This is a genomic window from Oxynema aestuarii AP17, from assembly GCF_012295525.1.
In the GTDB taxonomy this organism is placed as follows: Bacteria; Cyanobacteriota; Cyanobacteriia; order Cyanobacteriales; family Laspinemataceae; genus Oxynema; species Oxynema aestuarii.
The window spans coordinates 4,369,880-4,388,644 of record NZ_CP051167.1 but is presented as its reverse complement, the minus strand read 5'-3'; the positions used below and the strand labels follow the sequence as shown (position 1 = coordinate 4,388,644).

At 51.8% G+C, this 18,765-nt stretch carries 15 protein-coding genes and 1 CRISPR repeat array; of the genes, 6 read left to right on the top strand and 9 right to left on the bottom strand.

Annotated elements, in window-relative coordinates; genetic code table 11:
- Positions 1 to 61 precede the first annotated feature (61 nt).
- Entirely contained in the window at positions 62 to 328 is a 267-nt protein-coding gene (locus HCG48_RS26905; protein ID WP_210437072.1) for a calcium-binding protein, read from the bottom strand.
- A 260-nt stretch (positions 329 to 588) separates the two neighbouring features.
- On the opposite strand from HCG48_RS26905, the gene msrA reads away from it, so the two are divergent.
- Entirely contained in the window at positions 589 to 1,062 is a 474-nt protein-coding gene (gene msrA / locus HCG48_RS17720) for a peptide-methionine (S)-S-oxide reductase MsrA (RefSeq protein WP_168570333.1), read from the top strand.
- Here the strand turns inward: msrA and HCG48_RS17715 are convergent.
- The gene (locus HCG48_RS17715) at positions 1,049 to 1,219 is read right to left on the bottom strand and encodes a hypothetical protein (RefSeq protein ID WP_168570332.1); all 171 of its coding nucleotides are present in this window, start codon (positions 1,217 to 1,219) and stop codon (positions 1,049 to 1,051) included. The two genes, msrA and HCG48_RS17715, sit on opposite strands and share 14 nt — an antisense overlap.
- 160 nt (positions 1,220 to 1,379) lie before the next feature.
- On the opposite strand from HCG48_RS17715, the gene HCG48_RS17710 reads away from it, so the two are divergent.
- A complete protein-coding gene (locus HCG48_RS17710; protein ID WP_168570331.1) occupies positions 1,380 to 5,243 on the top strand; it encodes a diguanylate cyclase domain-containing protein in 3,864 nt (1,287 codons plus the stop codon).
- A 37-nt stretch (positions 5,244 to 5,280) separates the two neighbouring features.
- Here the strand turns inward: HCG48_RS17710 and HCG48_RS17705 are convergent, their stop codons facing one another.
- Positions 5,281 to 5,892, bottom strand: a complete 612-nt coding sequence (locus HCG48_RS17705) for a tetratricopeptide repeat protein (protein WP_168570330.1) — start codon at positions 5,890 to 5,892, stop codon at positions 5,281 to 5,283.
- 111 nt (positions 5,893 to 6,003) lie between these two features.
- Positions 6,004 to 6,327 carry a CRISPR-associated protein Csx18 gene (csx18, locus tag HCG48_RS17700; protein ID WP_168570329.1) on the bottom strand — a complete coding sequence of 108 codons (324 nt, stop codon included), beginning with the start codon at positions 6,325 to 6,327 and terminating at the stop codon, positions 6,004 to 6,006.
- A gap of 105 nt (positions 6,328 to 6,432) precedes the next feature.
- Between csx18 and cas1 the strand changes: the two genes are divergently transcribed.
- The 4 genes from cas1 to HCG48_RS17680 all read left to right on the top strand — a co-directional run bounded on the left by cas1 (position 6,433) and on the right by HCG48_RS17680 (position 14,333).
- Positions 6,433 to 7,443 (top strand): CRISPR-associated endonuclease Cas1, encoded by a 1,011-nt coding sequence (gene cas1, locus HCG48_RS17695; protein WP_168570328.1) that lies wholly within the window; start codon positions 6,433 to 6,435, stop codon positions 7,441 to 7,443.
- A 90-nt stretch (positions 7,444 to 7,533) separates the two neighbouring features.
- Positions 7,534 to 7,818: a CRISPR-associated endonuclease Cas2 gene (cas2, locus tag HCG48_RS17690; protein ID WP_168570327.1), complete on the top strand. Its 285-nt coding sequence runs from the start codon at positions 7,534 to 7,536 to the stop codon at positions 7,816 to 7,818.
- Between the two features lie 331 nt (positions 7,819 to 8,149).
- A CRISPR array of direct repeats spans positions 8,150 to 9,041; the repeat unit is 37 nt; unit sequence GTCACTTATGCCCAACTCCCCGCAAGGGGATTGAAAC.
- Positions 9,042 to 13,515: 4,474 nt separating this feature from the next.
- Positions 13,516 to 13,716 carry a hypothetical protein gene (locus tag HCG48_RS17685; RefSeq protein ID WP_168570326.1) on the top strand — a complete coding sequence of 67 codons (201 nt, stop codon included), beginning with the start codon at positions 13,516 to 13,518 and terminating at the stop codon, positions 13,714 to 13,716.
- Between the two features lie 272 nt (positions 13,717 to 13,988).
- Complete coding sequence (locus tag HCG48_RS17680; RefSeq protein WP_168570325.1) at positions 13,989 to 14,333, top strand: DUF760 domain-containing protein; 345 nt, start codon at positions 13,989 to 13,991, stop codon at positions 14,331 to 14,333.
- Positions 14,334 to 14,446: 113 nt separating this feature from the next.
- Here the strand turns inward: HCG48_RS17680 and trpA are convergent, their stop codons facing one another.
- The 5 genes from trpA to HCG48_RS17655 all read right to left on the bottom strand — a co-directional run bounded on the left by trpA (position 14,447) and on the right by HCG48_RS17655 (position 18,598).
- Positions 14,447 to 15,241 (bottom strand): tryptophan synthase subunit alpha, encoded by a 795-nt coding sequence (trpA, locus tag HCG48_RS17675; protein ID WP_168570324.1) that lies wholly within the window; start codon positions 15,239 to 15,241, stop codon positions 14,447 to 14,449.
- Between the two features lie 244 nt (positions 15,242 to 15,485).
- On the bottom strand, positions 15,486 to 15,785 hold the full coding sequence (locus tag HCG48_RS17670) for a DUF3007 family protein (protein WP_168570323.1): 300 nt from the start codon (positions 15,783 to 15,785) through the stop codon (positions 15,486 to 15,488).
- Between the two features lie 95 nt (positions 15,786 to 15,880).
- On the bottom strand, positions 15,881 to 16,108 hold the full coding sequence (gene ndhL, locus HCG48_RS17665; RefSeq protein ID WP_246259611.1) for an NAD(P)H-quinone oxidoreductase subunit L: 228 nt from the start codon (positions 16,106 to 16,108) through the stop codon (positions 15,881 to 15,883).
- 144 nt (positions 16,109 to 16,252) lie between these two features.
- Positions 16,253 to 17,245, bottom strand: a complete 993-nt coding sequence (locus HCG48_RS17660) for a PRC-barrel domain-containing protein (RefSeq protein ID WP_168570321.1) — start codon at positions 17,243 to 17,245, stop codon at positions 16,253 to 16,255.
- Between the two features lie 87 nt (positions 17,246 to 17,332).
- Positions 17,333 to 18,598 (bottom strand): RNA-guided endonuclease InsQ/TnpB family protein, encoded by a 1,266-nt coding sequence (locus HCG48_RS17655; protein ID WP_210437071.1) that lies wholly within the window; start codon positions 18,596 to 18,598, stop codon positions 17,333 to 17,335.
- Positions 18,599 to 18,765 lie beyond the last annotated feature (167 nt).

Below are 18,765 nucleotides of genomic sequence, written 5' to 3'. Positions count from 1 at the left end.
GATCGGTTTGATATTGATTAACGGAACGCTAATTCGATCCTCGATCTTTCCTCCTTTGATTTCAATTTCGACGAAGATCTCCCGTTCGCATTGTTCCTCTTTCGCATTGTTCCTCTGAAGATATATCCACAACTTGGACTTTCCGTTGTGTTCTCTTGTTGGCAGACGAGCTGCGGCTACTCGTCCACTCGGCCTCAAAAGGAAAAGAGATGTTATCTTGCAAGTAGCAATACCACGACATCATGACTTCTTCATCGTTGTATGCGTCAACGATAATTTCATCGTCGATGCGTTGTTGAATTTCAGCTTCTTTCTCGGGGCTAATCATATAGCACTCCTAAATCTGTTAAATCTGAGATCGACTGGATCGAGTCGCCAATTCCCCGTAAAGACACGGCATTGCCATGTCTTTACAGCCGATGATTTTACTGTATAACAGAAATTAACCCGGTAAAGAAGCGATCGCCCTCCTATTTCAGCCCGGGGCGATCGCCGCCGTTACCAACCTTCGATCGCCCCTCGGCAGAGGCGGTTTTCTACGGCTGATTTCTGCCAATCTTCTGCTCGCAATTTACCGATAAGTGACTCATGGTTTTAGAAAAAGCGACCTTTGCCGCAGGCTGTTTTTGGGGGGTCGAACGACGATTTCGACAAGTTCCCGGGGTGGTGTCTACCTCGGTCGGCTATACTGGGGGGCATTTCCCCAACCCCTGTTATCTCGATGTTTGCGCCCGGATTACGGGACATGCAGAAGCGGTACAAATCGAGTACGATCGCGATCGCCTCAGTTATGAGGATTTGCTGGAAGTCTTTTGGACTTGCCACGATCCCACCCAAGTCGATCGCCAAGGTCCCGATCGCGGCGAACAATATCGTTCGGTTATTTTTTATCACGATTCCCAACAAGAACGGGCGGCGCGACGGTCTAAATTAACTTGGGAACGATCGGGAAAGTTTGAAAAGCCGATCGCCACCCAAATCGAACCGATCGGTGAGTTTTGGTTGGCGGCGGAGGAACACCAGCAATATTTCGAGAAAAAGTTAAAACCTAATCAAAATTAGACCCGATCGCCGTTGACGATTTTTGCGGGATCGCTCCCTCGATGAGTCCCTCGCACTCATTTTTTAATCTTTTCTCGGAGTGAATGGCGCGAGCGCGGGCGATCCCTGTTGGTTGGCGGGGGCGATCGGTGGCGATCGGTGGCGATCGCGATAACATTTCATTCTTACATAAATTCTTACATAAATTGTTTTAATTTTCGCGATATTACAGTTGAATAATTTTTTTTAAATTCTTGTTATTCAATCCTGGGTTTATGTCACCCTAAAGTTAAAATCATTTTTGCTTTCCTCAGCTCGTCTGGAGAACGCCAGCCAGTATGTTTAAACCCCTCCGCCTTCAAGAGCAATTACTCTATCAAATCGTCAATTGCATTCACGATTCTTTCGATCTGCAAGAAATTTTAGCGGGAATTGTCAGCCAAATTCGCGAATTTCTGGCGGTCGATCGCGTCAAAATTTACCAATTCGCTGCCGACGGGAGTGGCGAAGTGATCGCCGAAGCCATTGGGGGCGATCGCCTGCCTTCCTTACTCGGCTTGCATTTTCCCGCCACGGACATTCCCGCTTACGCCCGCGATCGCTTTGCGAAAGGACACCTGCGCACGATCGTCGATGTGGCGTCGAAGCGCAAAATTCTCAATCGCTTGGGACCGCAGGAGTCGGACGGGGAAACCGCAGGTCCCAATTACGCCCCGGTCGATCCGTGTCACCTTCAATATTTGTTGGCGATGGGGGTGCTCTCGTCTCTGGCGGTTCCGATTTTCGATCGCGGGGCGACGCCGGAAGGATATCGCGCCCAATTGTGGGGCCTACTGGTAGCACACCACAGCGAACCGCGCCGCTACAGCGAAACGGAATTACAAACGATCGATCTGTTAGCCCATCAAATCTCGATCGCGATCGCCCAAACCAGTTTGATTGCTAAAGCTCAAGAACAAGTGCGTCAGGAACAGATTGTCGCCCGCTTAAGCCGACAACTCGACGGCGGCGGCGATCGAGATCGCCTCTGGCAAACGGCCCTGAATGAGTGCGTGACGGCACTCAACGCCGATGGCGGTCGGCTGTACGTGGGCGCCGATTTAACCGGAGAACCCTCCCAGTGCTTTATCTGCGGCGAACAACCCGCCCGCGAAGATCTCGAAAGTTACGCCCTCTGGCAACAACTGACCAAATATGGCGGGTCGAAATCGCGCGATCGCCAAGACCCGGCGGCGGCGATCGCCGATCCTCCCCAAGGGGCGTTTCCCTACACCGTCGCCCAACTCGACGCAGACCCCCACTGGCAAGATCTCGCCGCCCTCTTCGCCCCTACGCCGATCCAATCCTTACTGATCGTTCCCCTGCGCTATTGCAATCAATGGGTCGGTTCTTTAGTGCTATTTCGGCACGCCCGCGACATCGAAAAGCGCTGGGCAGGTCGCCACAATTCGGACCCGCGCAATCAAATGCCGAGACAGTCCTTTGCCGAGTGGTGCGCGATCGAGCGCCTGACCCCGAACTGGTCTCCGGAAGACCTCCAACTCGCCCAACGCTTGGGACTCCATCTCTACGCCGCCCTCACCCAACACCGGGTGACGCGCTTAACTCACAGTCAGGCTTCTTACGATACTCTCACGCAATTGCCCAATTCCGTCTTGTTCGAGCGGCAGCTATCTTTAGCTTTGCTACACTTGCGCGAACAGGGCGAAATGCTCGCCGTGGCGATCTTAGACCTCGATCGCTTCCAAACTATTAACGAAACTTTTTCCCACGCGGGGGGCGATTACGTCTTGACCGACGTCACCCGGCGCCTGCAAAGATGTTTGGAAACCTACCGCGATCGCTTCCAAGATCGCGGATCTCTCTTGGGACGCTGGCATGGGGACGAGTTCGTCTTGATGTTACCCAACATCACTTATGCCGAAGATATCATCGATATCGGTCGCGAACTGCTCGACAGCTTGCAACAGCCGTTCTATTTCCAAGGGCGTGAACTCTATCTCAGCGCCTGTCTCGGCATCGCCTTAGCCCCTTACGACGGCGAAACGGCGCCGATCTTGCTCAAACATGCCGAAGCGGCAATGTATCAAGCCAAGCAACAGGGACAAAATAGCTATCAACTGTATGCACCCCAGATGAATACCCGCGATCTGGAACGGTTGATGTTAGAAGTAGACTTGCGTAAAGCCTTGGAACGGGACGAATTCGTTTTGTACTATCAGCCCCAAGTGGAGTTGGGCACCGGGCGCATCGTCGGGATGGAAGCGTTGTTACGCTGGCAACACCCGCGTTTGGGTTTCGTTCCCCCGGAACAGTTCATTCCCTTGGCGGAAGAGTTGGGCCAGATCGCGGCGATCGGCGAGTGGGTATTGTATAAAGCTTGTACCCAACACCGGGCGTGGCAGTTGGCGGGGTTGCCGTCGGTCCGCATGGCGGTCAACCTCTCGGCCCGCCAGTTCCGCGAGGAAAATTTGGTCGAGAAGGTCCGCGAGATTTTGCTGCAAACTCAGGTCGATCCCCAGTTATTGGAGTTGGAAATTACCGAAAATACGGCGATCGACGATCTGGAATTTACGATCGCCGTTCTGCAACAGTTCAAACAGGTGGGGATCCGAGTGGCGATCGACGATTTCGGCATGGGCTATTCGTCGTTAAGCGCCCTCAAACATTTGCCGATCGATAGTGTCAAAATTGACAAGTCGTTTGTGCGAGATTTGGGCATGGAAGAAAGCGATACGGCGATCGTGCGGGCGATCGTCGCCCTCGGGCGCGGCTTGCATCTGGAAACGATCGCCGAAGGGGTGGAAAGCTGGCCGCAGTTGGAGGTGTTGCAGTCCGTCGGCTGCGATCGCGTCCAAGGCTATTTAATTGGCGAACCCCTCGCCGCCGATGCCGCCGTAGCGATGTTAGTCGCCGGGCGTCTGTCCTGTTTGCGCAAAAGTGAGAGCGCCGTGACGGCAGTCGCTGCGACATTGACCCAACAAGCGCACCACCGGAGTCAAGAGACGGATAACAGACCCGTGGCGACCCTTGACTCGGGCAATGGCGCCGTCGCCGACGGTTCCGGGGACGATCGCCCTTCCCCGGAAACCCAGGAAAATCGCCAAGAATTGGCGGCGAAGATCGTCGAATACGAGCAACTCAAAGAGGAGTTGAAGCAGCAGGCGCGCCGGGAACAATTGGTCGGCGAAATTGCCCAAAAAATTCGCCGTTCTCTCACTTTAAGCGAAATTTTGAATAAGACCGTCACCGAGGTTCGCCACTTTTTACAAGCCGATCGCACGATCTTGTATCGTTTCCATCCCAACTGGACCGGGGAAGTGGTGGTCGAATCCGTCGCCCCGGGCTGTCTGTCGATTTTGGGCGAGACGATCGACGATCCGTGTTTTCGCAATAATTACGTCAAATATTACCGTCAGGGTCGGATTCGGGCGATCGAGAATATTTTCGAGGCGGGTTTGAATTCCTGTCACCTCCAATTACTCGATCGCTATCGGGTCAAGGCGAATTTAGTCGTTCCCGTGGTCAACGGCGATACCTTGTGGGGTTTGCTGATCGCCCACCAATGTCACGATACCCGCCAATGGCGCCAGCACGAGATTTCTCTGTTGAGTCAGTTGGCTACTCAGGTGGCGATCGCCATCCACCAAGGGGAATTATACAGCCAGTTGGAAAGCACCAACCGCGAGTTACAAGAACTGTCCTCTCGCGACGGCTTGACCCAAATCGCCAATCGCCGCCTGTTCGACCTCCATTTAGAACGGGAATGGCAGCGCCTCAAACGGGAGCAAGCGCCCCTCGCCCTGGTTTTGTGCGACGTCGATCGCTTCAAGTTATATAACGACACTTACGGTCACCAAGCCGGGGATATCTGCTTGCAGGAAGTCGCCCGGGGGTTGCAAGGGGCCGTGAAGCGTCCGGCGGATTTGGTGGCCCGTTACGGCGGCGAGGAATTTGCGGCTATTTTGCCCAACACTCCCGCCTCGGGGGCGTTACGAGTGGCGGAGGAAATGCGGATGCGGGTGCGCGATCTCCAGATCCCTCACTCGAAATCGGAACATCACCGGGTTACGTTGTCGTTGGGGGTGGCGGTGTTGGTTCCTACGGCGGGACTGTCCCCGGAAGCCTTGATTCAGGCGGCGGACGAGGCGTTATATCGGGCGAAGGAACACGGGCGCGATCGCTGCACTCTGGCGACGTGAGGGGGGCGGCGATCGCCGATCTCGGTTACCGTTGCAGTTAGTTCAGCTCGGTTCGCAAGTGCTGCACTTCTACGTGATTCGGATCGCAAATTTCGGCCCGATCGCAGTCCCGCCGGGCGCGATCGCGATCGCCTAACCTCCGATAAGCACGGGCGCGCAAGGTATAGACGATCGCCTCGTTCTCGTCGAGAAGCACGGCCCCATTACAGGTGGCGATCGCCTCTCGATAGTCGCCAATTTGCAAAAATACCCGCGCCAACCCGATGTAAGCCCCGATCTCTTCGGCATCGAGTTCGATGGTTTTGCGATAGTCCCGCACGGCTTGCCCCCAGTCTTCCAACAGGTAAAATGCCTGTGCTCGGTTGCAGTATAAGCTCGCTTTGGCGGGATTGAGGGCGATCGCCCGGGTCAGATCGGCGATTCCTTCCCGGTAATTTCCGGCGGCAATTTTGAAGGTGCCCACCCCTTCTAAGTGGGTCGCATTAGTGCGATCGCCGTTTTCTCGTTCCAATTGTTTGACCAGCTCTTGAAAAACAGCTTCTTCTCGCGTTTGTTGGCGCAACAGTCGCTTATTTTGCCAAAATCTTTCCCAAATTCCCGTCTCTACGGCAATCCATACCAAAATCACCAGCAAAATAATCAGTTCCATCTCGATTGTCCTTGGTGGTTTCTCGTCGGTTGAAGGAGTCGCGATCGCCCGTTCGCTCGTATCACTAAGTGAGTGTGGTAAATAATGAGATATTACGAGTAAGTTCTAAGCTCACTCTCTCGGTAATTCCTTGTTGCGTTCCGGTTCGCCGATCGCGCGATCGCCCACGGACGGCGAATCCGGAGCGGATAAGGGCGTTCCCTGGCTCGTGGAGACTACCGCATCGCGATCGCTCGCCGCCAGCAGCGACAGCAAGGCGCGGTCTCCCATCCAGCCATTGAGCAAACTCGCCACGAACACCAAGGCGGTGCAGGTAATCACCGAAAACAGTCCCAACGGGGCAATAATCAGAATCACCCAGGTCACCGCCGCATTGGCGATCGCCACGAAGATCGAGCGGTAACGAACGAGTTGTCGGGTCATCACTTTGGACATCGCTTTATCCTTTCAAAGCAAAATACAGTCTCATTATAACGACAACTTGGAATAGGGGTCTTCTAAAACGCCGTTATAATACGAGTCTTTCTAGGTTTGCAACCGATGACGACCCTCTATTTAACCGAACCGGGAACCTACGTTCGCTACCGCAACCACACCTTGGACATCAAAAAAGAAGACCGACACCACACCTGTCGGTTGAGCGAACTGGATCTAGTCGTGGTTCTGCCCGGGGTACAACTGACTGACGGCGCGATCGCCCAACTGCTCGATCGCGGCATCGAAACCCTGTTTTTGCGGCAAGACGGGCGTTTTCGCGGGCGACTGCAAGGGCACTTTCACAGCAATCCCAGCATCCGACTGGCGCAATATCGCTGTGTGGAAACCACCTTTGGCTTGGCCCTAGCCCAGAAACTGGTCTCCGGCAAAATCCGCAACCAGCGCACTTTGTTACAACAGCGCAATCGCGCTACCCAAGGGCGGATCGGCGAATTGAGCGAAGCGATCGACGCGATCGCCTCCTACAGCAGTCGTCTCCAGCAGCTCGCCACCCCTCTGACTCGGGACGAACTGATGGGAATTGAGGGGATCTGCGCCAAAAACTACTACCAGGCCCTGCGTCACTGGTTCCCGACCCAGTGGAACTTTAGCGGACGCAACCGCCGCCCGCCCTTAGACCCGATTAATGCCCTGCTCAGTTGGGGATACGGGGTTCTCCTCGCCCGGGTGTTCGCCGCCGCCGTACAAGCGGGGTTGGATCCCTATCTGGGCTTTTTCCACGCGATCGAACCCTATCGACCCAATTTGGTGCTCGATTTGATGGAAGAATTTCGCCCCGTCATTGTAGACCGGGCGGCGATCGCGATCGTCAAGGCGGAACTGCTCGATCCCCTGGACTTCGAGCCTTCTCCCGATGGCGCCGGGATTTGGTTGGGACAAACGGCGAAAAAGTTGTTTCTGGGGCAGTTACAACGCCAATTTAGCAGCCGCGTTCTCTATTCTCCCCAAAATCGTCGTCTGACCCTCGCCCAGATTCTCCTAGAACAAGCCCGCAGTCTGGGCCGATGTTTGTGCGAATCCAACCTCGATTACGAGCCGTTTTTGCTCAAATAATCGATGTTTTTCCTAATTTCTCCCAATTTTGGGGGTTGCTTACCCAGCAAAGACTGACAAACCATCAAACCATCATCGAAACAAAAACTCATGACTGATTTCTGGCTCGTCTGCTACGACGTCCGCGACGACAAACGCCGCAACAAACTCGCCAAACTGATCGAACAACGCTGTCAGCGCGTCCAATATTCGGTGTTTGAATGTCCCGTGGAAGGGGAAATTCTCTGCGAACTGATCGAACGGCGTTGGTTGAAGGTCCTGAAGCTGTCGGAAGACAGTTTGCGCGCCTATCCGCTCTCCGGTACCGCGAAAAAGCAAGCCAAGATCTACGGCAGTCCGCCCCTGTACGAACCGCCGGATTATTTGATTTTGTAACGTCCCGCTAGGGGCGTAGCGCGATCGTGCCTACCTGGAATCTCCATTTGACGCGGGATTCCAGGTGTTGTTTCTAAATGTAACAATTGCCGAAACTGCGACGGAACGAGTAAAATAGAGAAAAATAGAGATTGACGTTTTCAGAGAGAGTAAAAATAGTATTTTCCGCCTTTTTCTTTCTGAGGATTTCGGTTATAGTGGTTTCGTGGTTAAAAAACAACCGCAATTTCAGCGCCCCAACAGCAGTTTAACTTTTGTAAAGCTGCTCCTCCGTACTCCGGCGCAAACGCACCTTGAAAGCCAAATACAGCGAGAGTTTCAATGGCATAGGGTCACTTATGCCCAACTCCCCGCAAGGGGATTGAAACTCTCAGCAGGTACACGAATGACCGGAGCTTGAGCAGAGGAAGTCACTTATGCCCAACTCCCCGCAAGGGGATTGAAACCCGTCCACCGTCGGAATAACGTTATCCCATTGGTCTCCAGTCACTTATGCCCAACTCCCCGCAAGGGGATTGAAACCCGTTACTGAGGACGACTAAATCTTCCATCTCTACCAGTCACTTATGCCCAACTCCCCGCAAGGGGATTGAAACTAAATATCTCTCCAGTCCGCCGCGCGAACCCTTTCACTGGTCACTTATGCCCAACTCCCCGCAAGGGGATTGAAACTGTTCTCGCCTTTACTAGAGAGAATCCTTCGGATATACGGGTCACTTATGCCCAACTCCCCGCAAGGGGATTGAAACAGCCAAACTGTAGCCACCACAAGGGGTGGGGTACAACTTGACCTCAAGGTCACTTATGCCCAACTCCCCGCAAGGGGATTGAAACAACCCGTGCTTGGGTCGCACTCTCAGCTTTACCGATAAGGCGTCACTTATGCCCAACTCCCCGCAAGGGGATTGAAACCCTCACGGTTACGATAGTCAGCCCGGTTCTTACCACGCCGACTTGTCACTTATGCCCAACTCCCCGCAAGGGGATTGAAACGACGCGCACAGGGGTTACTTGTCGAGAAGTACAAGCCGTCACTTATGCCCAACTCCCCGCAAGGGGATTGAAACAATTCATCGTAACCTTTTGCCACTTCCTTAGCTTTAAGCTTCCAGTCACTTATGCCCAACTCCCCGCAAGGGGATTGAAACTCCGCGTAGAGGTTCAGTTGACCACCTCCTCCATCACCGTCACTTATGCCCAACTCCCCGCAAGGGGATTGAAACTCAAGACACAAGGTAGACAGTTTATCGTCGAAGAGGGGTCACTTATGCCCAACTCCCCGCAAGTTTCGGTAGGGTGCGTTAGCGGGCAAAAACATCCGGCGAAAGTCCAGTAACCCACCAATTCTTAGAATTAGAAAATGGTGCGTTATGGCGGACAGATAAATTAACCCTGGGAAATCACAAATCATCGCCGCCTAACACACCCTACCAGACTAAAGAGGGTATCCATGAAGTTTCGGTAGGGTGCGTTAGTGGGCAAAAACATCCGGGGAAAGTCCAGTAAATTACATTCCCGCGTAACGCACCAATTCTTAGAATTAGCGAAAGAATTAAAAAATGGTGCGTTATGGCGGACAGATAAATTAACCCTGGGAAATCACAAATCATCGCCGCCTAACACACCCTACCAGACTAAAGAGGGTATCCATGAAGTTTTGGTAGGGTGCGTTAGCGGGCAAAAACATCCGGGGAAAGTCCAGTAAATTACATTCCCGCGTAACGCACCAATTCTTAGAATTAGCGAAAGAATTAAAAAATGGTGCGTTATGGCGGACAGATAAATTAACCCTGGGAAATCACAAATCATCGCCGCCTAACACACCCTACCAGACTAAAGAGGGTATCCATGAAGTTTCGGTAGGGTGCGTTAGCGGGCAAAAATATCCGGGGAAAGTCCAGTAAATTACATTCCCGCGTAACGCACCAATTCTTAGAATTAGCGAAAGAATTAAAAAATGGTGCGTTATGGCGGACAGATAAATTGACCCTGGGAAATCACAAATCATCGCCGCCTAACACACCCTACCAGACTAAAGAGGGTATCCATGAAGTTTTGGTAGGGTGCGTTAGCGGGCAAAAACATCCGGGGAAAGTCCAGTAAATTACATTCCCGCGTAACGCACCAATTCTTAGAATTAGCGAAAGAATTAAAAAATGGTGCGTTATGGCGGACAGATAAATTAACCCTGGGAAATCACAAATCATCGCCGCCTAACACACCCTACCAGACTAAAGAGGGTATCCATGAAGTTTCGGTAGGGTGCGTTAGCGGGCAAAAATATCCGGGGAAAGTCCAGTAAATTACATTCCCGCGTAACGCACCAATTCTTAGAATTAGCGAAAGAATTAGAAAATGGTGCGTTATGGCGGACAGATAAATTAACCCTGGGAAATCACAAATCATCGCCGCCTAACACACCCTACCAGACTAAAGAGGGTATCCATGAAGTTTCGGTAGGGTGCGTTAGCGGGCAAAAATATCCGGGGAAAGTCCAGTAAATTACATTCCCGCGTAACGCACCAATTCTTAGAATTAGCGAAAGAATTAAAAAATGGTGCGTTATGGCGGACAGATAAATTGACCCTGGGAAATCACAAATCATCGCCGCCTAACACACCCTACCAGACTAAAGAGGGTATCCATGAAGTTTTGGTAGGGTGCGTTAGCGGGCAAAAACATCCGGGGAAAGTCCAGTAAATTACATTCCCGCGTAACGCACCAATTCTTAGAATTAGCGAAAGAATTAAAAAATGGTGCGTTATGGCGGACAGATAAATTAACCCTGGGAAATCACAAATCATCGCCGCCTAACACACCCTACCAGACTAAAGAGGGTATCCATGAAGTTTTGGTAGGGTGCGTTAGCGGGCAAAAACATCCGGGGAAAGTCCAGTAAATTACATTCCCGCGTAACGCACCAATTCTTAGAATTAGCGAAAGAATTAGAAAATGGTGCGTTATGGCGGACAGATAAATTAACCCTGGGAAATCACAAATCATCGCCGCCTAACACACCCTACCAGACTAAAGAGGGTATCCATGAAGTTTTGGTAGGGTGCGTTAGCGGGCAAAAACATCCGGGGAAAGTCCAGTAAATTACATTCCCGCGTAACGCACCAATTCTTAGAATTAGCGAAAGAATTAAAAAATGGTGCGTTATGGCGGACAGATAAATTAACCCTGGGAAATCACAAATCATCGCCGCCTAACACACCCTACCAGACTAAAGAGGGTATCCATGAAGTTTTGGTAGGGTGCGTTAGCGGGCAAAAACATCCGGGGAAAGTCCAGTAAATTACATTCCCGCGTAACGCACCAATTCTTAGAATTAGCGAAAGAATTAGAAAATGGTGCGTTATGGCGGACAGATAAATTAACCCTGGGAAATCACAAATCATCGCCGCCTAACACACCCTACCAGACTAAAGAGGGTATCCATGAAGTTTTGGTAGGGTGCGTTAGCGGGCAAAAACATCCGGGGAAAGAATTAAAAAATGGTGCGTTATGGCGGACAGATAAATTAACCCTGGGAAATCACAAATCATCGCCGCCTAACACACCCTACCAGACTAAAGAGGGTATCCATGAAGTTTTGGTAGGGTGCGTTAGCGGGCAAAAACATCCGGGGAAAGTCCAGTAAATTACATTCCCGCGTAACGCACCAATTCTTAGAATTAGCGAAAGAATTAAAAAATGGTGCGTTATGGCGGACAGATAAATTAACCCTGGGAAATCACAAATCATCGCCGCCTAACACACCCTACCAGACTAAAGAGGGTATCCATGAAGTTTCGGTAGGGTGCGTTAGTGGGCAAAAACATCCGGGGAAAGTCCAGTAAATTACATTCCCGCGTAACCCACCAATTCTTAGAATTAGAAAATGGTGCGTTATGGCGGACAGATAAATTAACCCTGGGAAATCACAAATCATCGCCGCCTAACACACCCTACCAGACTAAAGAGGGTATCCATGAAGTTTTGGTAGGGTGCGTTAGCGGGCAAAAACATCCGGGGAAAGAATTAAAAAATGGTGCGTTATGGCGGACAGATAAATTAACCCTGGGAAATCACAAATCATCGCCGCCTAACACACCCTACCAGACTAAAGAGGGTATCCATGAAGTTTTGGTAGGGTGCGTTAGCGGGCAAAAACATCCGGGGAAAGTCCAGTAAATTACATTCCCGCGTAACGCACCAATTCTTAGAATTAGCGAAAGAATTAAAAAATGGTGCGTTATGGCGGACAGATAAATTAACCCTGGGAAATCACAAATCATCGCCGCCTAACACACCCTACCAGACTAAAGAGGGTATCCATGAAGTTTCGGTAGGGTGCGTTAGTGGGCAAAAACATCCGGGGAAAGTCCAGTAAATTACATTCCCGCGTAACCCACCAATTCTTAGAATTAGAAAATGGTGCGTTATGGCGGACAGATAAATTAACCCTGGGAAATCACAAATCATCGCCGCCTAACACACCCTACCAGACTAAAGAGGGTATCCATGAAGTTTCGGTAGGGTGCGTTAGCGGGCAAAAACATCCGGGGAAAGTCCAGTAAATTACATTCCCGCGTAACGCACCAATTCTTAGAATTAGAAAATGGTGCGTTATGGCGGACAGATAAATTAATCCTGGGAAATCACAAATCATCGCCGCCTAACACACCCTACCAGACTAAAGAGGGTATCCATGAAGTTTCGGTAGGGTGCGTTAGCGGGCAAAAATATCCGGGGAAAGTCCAGTAAATTACATTCCCGCGTAACGCACCAATTCTTAGAATTAGCGAAAGAATTAGAAAATGGTGCGTTATGGCGGACAGATAAATTAATCCTGGGAAATCACAAATCATCGCCGCCTAACACACCCTACCAGACTAAAGAGGGTATCCATGAAGTTTTGGTAGGGTGCGTTAGCGGGCAAAAACATCCGGGGAAAGTCCAGTAAATTACATTCCCGCGTAACGCACCAATTCTTAGAATTAGCGAAAGAATTAGAAAATGGTGCGTTATGGCGGACAGATAAATTAACCCTGGGAAATCACAAATCATCGCCGCCTAACACACCCTACCAGACTCTCATTGTTTCTATGGTGTCGAGGGTTTGCTTACCAAACCCCTACAGGTTTTTTGAGATTTTCTCGACGAACAGTTTTTGGGGAAGGACACGGCAATGCCGTGTCCCTACCGGAAATTGGCGACGGGAAAGCCCACCGAAAAACTTCGGTGGGCTTCAATCTGTCGATCTTTATACGATATATGGGGGCGGAGGGACTTGAACCCTCACGGCTGTCACCAGCCAACGGATTTTCATTCTCCCGCAGCTTTCGCTACTGCCCCGCCAGGGGGTTTTGAGAATTGGACTCTCCCTTTACCCTCGGCTTAACGTTAGGGTAGCTCCCGTCGAGTCTCTGCACCTTCCTCAAGCATCTTACATCTCTCGGCTTGGCTCAGGATTGCCTTGTCTGTTGCCAGAGTTAGGTTTCCCTGAATTTGAGAGCGGTCACTTAATGGATTTCTCCACTAAGGCTCAGTTTTCTAAGTCCGTAGCGTCTACCATTCCGCCACGCCCCCGAACGATCGCCTTCCGTCTATAGGAGCAGTCGATCTGGGTGTCGTCCTGACTTTGTCATTACGCCTGTTGCCGCGCTCTTTAACTGAGTCAGCCACAGTCGTCCGGACAAAGCGATCCTCATTATGGGCGATCGCCCGGGAAAAGTCAACCACTTTCTCGGGGGAGTTACCGGGAGGGCGATCGCCCCTGCATTTGTAAAAATTTGGCAAAGATTCGGCGAGTTTTGCCAAGATCGTGCGGCCCCCTGGCGGCGATCGCCCGGGCGGGCCTTACCCTTTTTGATTTTAGACTGTCCATTTCCCCCACCGACCGAAGGGGCGTAACCCCTGCCTTTACAGTCTTTAAGGTATGGCGGCGATCGCTGGGTCGCTGCAACTAATCTGCAAAAATATTTCTCTTTCAACGGGATATGACCCTTGCAAGGGAATTGTCCCAGGTTGCTCGATCGCCGGGCAATTTGTTAATCTTTATGTAGTTAATGCAACTTGAACGCAACGTAACGAGAAAAACGTGCCGCCGAGGATGAGGGCAACCCTGCCAAACTCCCAGGATCGTTTACAGTAGACAGCAAGCAAGTCAAAGACTTAGGGGTCTCATGGTTTATCAACCGGACTTTATGTATTCCAACTCTGAAGATGAGCAAGTCAACCCACTCCTGAGATATTTACAAGATCAACCCCCGGAAGTGTTGGCGCGGGTCGCCAAGACCGTCAGCCCGGAAATCAAAGAAATCATTTCTCAGAACGTGCAAGGGCTTGTCGGCGTCCTGCCGTCGGAAAACTTCGACGTCCAAATTACCACAAACCGGGAAAATTTGGCCGGATTGCTCGCCTCCGCCATGATGACAGGCTACTTCCTGCACAAAATGGAACAACGGATGCACCTCGACGAAAACCTCGGAGGGATCGGCTCGATCGCCAGCGATTCCGCAGAAGACTAACGGCGACCCCCAAGGATCTCCCTGGAGAATCCCCACCGTTCCCGCCATTGGATCGCCTCCCCACGCCATCGCTTCACGTCGGGGAGGTTATTGGCGCGGGGTGCGGGTCCGGGTCAGGCGATCGCCGCCTTCAGACTGGCGCAAAACTCGCCCACCGCCGCCAATCCCGCCTCCGGCGAGGGGTCGTCCAGGCGCTTGACGAACGCACTGCCGACGATCACCGCATCGGCCCCCCATTCCTTCACCTGACGGGCTTGTTCCGGCGCCGAAATGCCGAAACCCACCCCAATCGGTTTGTCCGTATAGGAACGAATCCGGTCGAGTAAATCTGGAACCCGCGCCTGAACTTGTTCGCGCATTCCGGTCACCCCAGTCACGCTGACCAAATAGATAAACCCTTGTGATTGATGGGCGATCGCCTCGATCCGGTCCGCCGAACTCGTCGGCGCCACCAACAAAATCACCTCAATCCCGCATTCCGCCGCCCGAGAGAGCACCTCATCGGACTCTTCTAACGGCAAATCCGGAACCACCAAGCCTTTCACCCCCGCTTGGGCCGCACTTTTGAGAAAACTCTCAATACCGCGATAAAGAATCGGATTGTAATAAGTAAACAAAATAATCGGCGCCCGCAACGTCGGGGTCACCCGTTCGAGCATCGCCAAGACCTGCTCCAAGCGCGTCCCACGCCGCAAAGCCCGTGTCGCCGCCGCTTGAATCACCGGACCGTCCGCCAGGGGGTCGGAATAGGGCACGCCGAGTTCGATCGCGTCGGCGCCTTTGTCATCGAGCAGTTTTAACGCTTTGGCGGTGGTCTCCAAATCGGGATCGCCAGCCGTAATAAAAGGAATCAAAGCACACTGCTGTTGTTGGCGGAGGGATTCAAAACACTGGGAAACCGATTTCATGCCTGTAGACTTAAATTCTAAACTTTAAACATTTCAACTCTAAACTTTCAACTCTACAGCAATTCGCACTGTCATGAGGTACAAGAGGCAAAGATCCCCCCAACCCCGTTATCCCCCCAACCCCCCTTAAAAAGGGGGGCAGTGAAAGTCCCCCTTTTTAAGGGGGATTTAGGGGGATTTAGCGGATTTAGGGGGATCGAAATGTACCGCCCAACAGTGAAAACTGCTCTAAACTCTAAACTCCCTACTCTTGGGCTTCGATTTCTGCCTGGAGGCGTTCGAGTTCTTCCGGGGACATTTCCTCCAAGCGCTTATTTAAAACCGCTTCCTCATAATCCTTCACTTGCTGGTGATAGGTCATGTTACCGCTTACCGCGCGCCACAGGTAACTCGCCAACCAACCGAGCAATCCGCCAACTAAAAGTAACTGGCTCCAAATTCCCGCAGAAGTGGCATCGAATCCGGCCCCTTGCAGGAGCGTATACGCCAATCCCCCGGCGATGAAAATCCCCAAACCAATTCCGATTGCATCAATCCGTCGCATGACACCCCACTGACTAGATCGTTCCAGGTAAAAATTGACAAAACAATAGCGGCGAGTCCCTTTTTGGCGATCGCCGCCTTACTTTTCCCGTCAATTTAGGCGCCAATTTCGCGGCGCTTCGGTCGAAAATTCAAAAAGGGAGAGAGCAACAACATTCCCGGGAAGAATAAAAACACCAACAGGTACATAAAGACCCGTTCCACCGAACTAACCACGTACCAGCGCCGTTGCAGGTAAAAATAAGTCAATCCCGGAATCACGAGCAAGTAAGCCCCGCCAAGTCCGGCATATAACAATAAAACGAACAGAGTGGAATCCAACATTTGCCTCATCAACGAAATAATTGCATTTGAGATCCGGGGAAGACCGAGGCGCATAAAAAGGCCGTCATCTCCCGAATGTCTCCTTATTGTACTGCGACATTCGCGCGGCAACGGCAGGGGAAGCGAGGATTATCTCAGCACCGATTAATAGCCCGGTTCTTCCTCGTACTGAGTCGTTTTCGTTTTTTCGGGGATATTCACCCGAGGGGGCGTGTAGGGCTTATCCGCCCCTTCGTCGGCCCAGGCGTCCCCTTCTACATCTTCGTCGTAATCCTCGTCATATTCGACTTCTTCGTAAGCCTCGCCATAGACAGGTTCGCCATAGGGTTCGTCGTAATAGCGATCGTCCTTCGTCGCTTCACTCCAATTTTCCTCGGCGACTTCATCCTCGTAATAAATCGGTTCCGGTTCCGGTTGGCGCAGGGGTTCCGGGGCGGGTTGTTCCCAGGCTTGGTCTTCGTCCCAGACCTCCTCGACCACCCGGGCGGGCGATCGTACGGGTTCCGGGGCGGGGGTTCGAGCCCCCGTTCCCAGGCGGTTTTCCGGACTGGCGGTGGGCATCAAATATTCGTCTTCCGCTTCTCTCGCCCAGGGGGGTTCGCCGATTCCGAGGCGTTCCAACACCCCCACGGTGAGCTGAGTGATGCGGTCTTCGGCGCCTTCAAAGACGATCAGGCGATTGGGGCCGCTACTGACGACTTCCTCGACGGGTAACTCGTAAGTACTGATCGCCTGGTCGGGAATTTGCGGCAGTCCCAAGGCGGCGATCACGATCGAAACCACTTCCCCGGTTTCGACGTTAAACTTGAAGCCTCTAACTTTACCGAGCAGTTCGCCGTTTTCAGTAATGACTTCGCTGTTAATGAGACTGCTATAAGATTCTACGTCAACATCTTCGATGACATTTTCGTCTTCGACGAGGATGACGTCCCCTATTTGCTGGATGCTGTCGAGCAGCATAAAGCGCGGCATTCCGGCGATCGCGAGTAGGTTGTCTCTCAAGCCGAGAGCCACGACTTCCCGCCGATCGATGTCTACCAATAACTCTTTTACCACGCCGAGGCGCTTGCCCGTGTTGCGGGTAATGACTTGAGTATTTAAGAGGTCGGAGCGTTGGCGGATTTTATCAGATGTCATTCTTTGTCGAATCCCGATCTAGAATTCTGTTTAAGATTTAGTAAGTCTAAAGGTAAGTGTGACATCCTCCCGATGCTGAATCAAAGATTACAGCGCGGGCTTCCCAGCCTCACGATTGGGTATTCCTGCCCCACGCCACTTATCTAGGTCATAGACCCCCGACAGACCGACTTGACAGGCTGTTTCCGTTCCCCAGAGTCCCTGGGCTACTACATTCTCTAGTCCACGATCCAAAACCATCTCTGCGGCGGCATGGTCGCGATGAGTCCGATACCCACACTCAGGACAATGATGCTCTCTGACTTCCAACCCCTTGCTCACCGTAGCAAGGCAGGATGGACAGGTTTGACTGGTGCCGTTGGGATTGACTTTGGCAAAGTACACTCCCCGTTTCCAGCACACCCATTCTGTCAGAGACAGAAATTGTCCGAAGGCGGCATCTACACAATCTTTTCGCAGCATTCCTCTCGTCAACCCCGTGACGTTGAGATCTTCTGCAAAGATAGTTTGCGCCCGATCGCAAAGCTGATGAGCCGTTTTCAGATGGAAATCTTTACGACGATTGGCAATGCGATGGTGCATTCTAGCCACTTCGATTTGCGCCTTCTCCCAGTTTTGAGAACCCTTCTGTTTTCGTGCCGCTCTGCGTTGCAGCAATTTCAGCTTGCGTTGCATCGACTTGAAAAACTTGGGTCGCTCTTGGAAAGAGCCATCGGAAGCGGTCAAGAATCGCTGCAATCCCAGATCAATCCCGATCGCCCGACCGTGAACCGGGACATCGGGAACCGATATATCCGATTCAATCGTGACGACAACATACCATTGTGTACCCCGTACCCTGGACAGTACCCTTACCTGTTTTACCTTGAACCCGTCAGGGATGGGACGATGCAGGTTCATGGGTATTTCCCCTAACTTTGGCAACTTGATTGTGAAGCCATTGATGGGATTGTGCTTGAATTGGGGAAATAGAAAGGATTTGAATTGACCGAACTTTTTGAAACGCGGGAATCCATGTCCCCGTTTCTTAAAGGCTTCCCAGGTATCGTGCAGTCTACGAATTGTGTTCTGCAACACCTGAGAATGCACCTTACCCAAGTGCGGGAATTGCTTCTTCGCTTTGGGCAGGTTGTTCTGCTGACGGTGGTAGGACGGAAATGGCTCATCGGCGGGAATGATGTATTCCTTTTCCAGCGAGCATCGGTCTACCGAACACTTACGCGAAGCAATCCAATCCTTGAGTTCGCGCAAAGCGTAGTTATATACGCCTCTGCACGTCTCAAGCCACGACAGCAGTTCAGTCTGCTGTACGACATTTGGATAGATTCGGTAAGTGTAGTTCATGGTCAGCATGACTATAATTTACCACAGGCTATAACTACTGGTAAATGCTGGTCTCATCCCCATCGCAGGGCTTGACCTTTCCCGTAGGGTGGGGAATCGACTGTTCGAGAGGAGTCCATGTATCCCGACGCCGATGCTTCGCATAAAGCGCGGGACTTATAGTGCCCCGAACCCCT

Coding starts and splice junctions, on each gene's coding strand:
- trpA (WP_168570324.1), bottom strand. CDS start 15,241: ATGAAATCGGTTTCCCAGTGTTTTGAATCCCTCCGCCAACAACAGCAG.
- HCG48_RS17710 (WP_168570331.1), top strand. CDS start 1,380: ATGTTTAAACCCCTCCGCCTTCAAGAGCAATTACTCTATCAAATCGTC.
- HCG48_RS17655 (WP_210437071.1), bottom strand. CDS start 18,598: ATGCTGACCATGAACTACACTTACCGAATCTATCCAAATGTCGTACAG.
- msrA (WP_168570333.1), top strand. CDS start 589: ATGGTTTTAGAAAAAGCGACCTTTGCCGCAGGCTGTTTTTGGGGGGTC.
- csx18 (WP_168570329.1), bottom strand. CDS start 6,327: ATGTCCAAAGTGATGACCCGACAACTCGTTCGTTACCGCTCGATCTTC.
- ndhL (WP_246259611.1), bottom strand. CDS start 16,108: ATGTTGGATTCCACTCTGTTCGTTTTATTGTTATATGCCGGACTTGGC.
- HCG48_RS17705 (WP_168570330.1), bottom strand. CDS start 5,892: ATGGAACTGATTATTTTGCTGGTGATTTTGGTATGGATTGCCGTAGAG.
- HCG48_RS17670 (WP_168570323.1), bottom strand. CDS start 15,785: ATGCGACGGATTGATGCAATCGGAATTGGTTTGGGGATTTTCATCGCC.
- HCG48_RS26905 (WP_210437072.1), bottom strand. CDS start 328: ATGATTAGCCCCGAGAAAGAAGCTGAAATTCAACAACGCATCGACGAT.
- cas1 (WP_168570328.1), top strand. CDS start 6,433: ATGACGACCCTCTATTTAACCGAACCGGGAACCTACGTTCGCTACCGC.
- HCG48_RS17660 (WP_168570321.1), bottom strand. CDS start 17,245: ATGACATCTGATAAAATCCGCCAACGCTCCGACCTCTTAAATACTCAA.
- cas2 (WP_168570327.1), top strand. CDS start 7,534: ATGACTGATTTCTGGCTCGTCTGCTACGACGTCCGCGACGACAAACGC.
- HCG48_RS17715 (WP_168570332.1), bottom strand. CDS start 1,219: ATGTTATCGCGATCGCCACCGATCGCCACCGATCGCCCCCGCCAACCA.
- HCG48_RS17680 (WP_168570325.1), top strand. CDS start 13,989: ATGGTTTATCAACCGGACTTTATGTATTCCAACTCTGAAGATGAGCAA.
- HCG48_RS17685 (WP_168570326.1), top strand. CDS start 13,516: ATGGGCGATCGCCCGGGAAAAGTCAACCACTTTCTCGGGGGAGTTACC.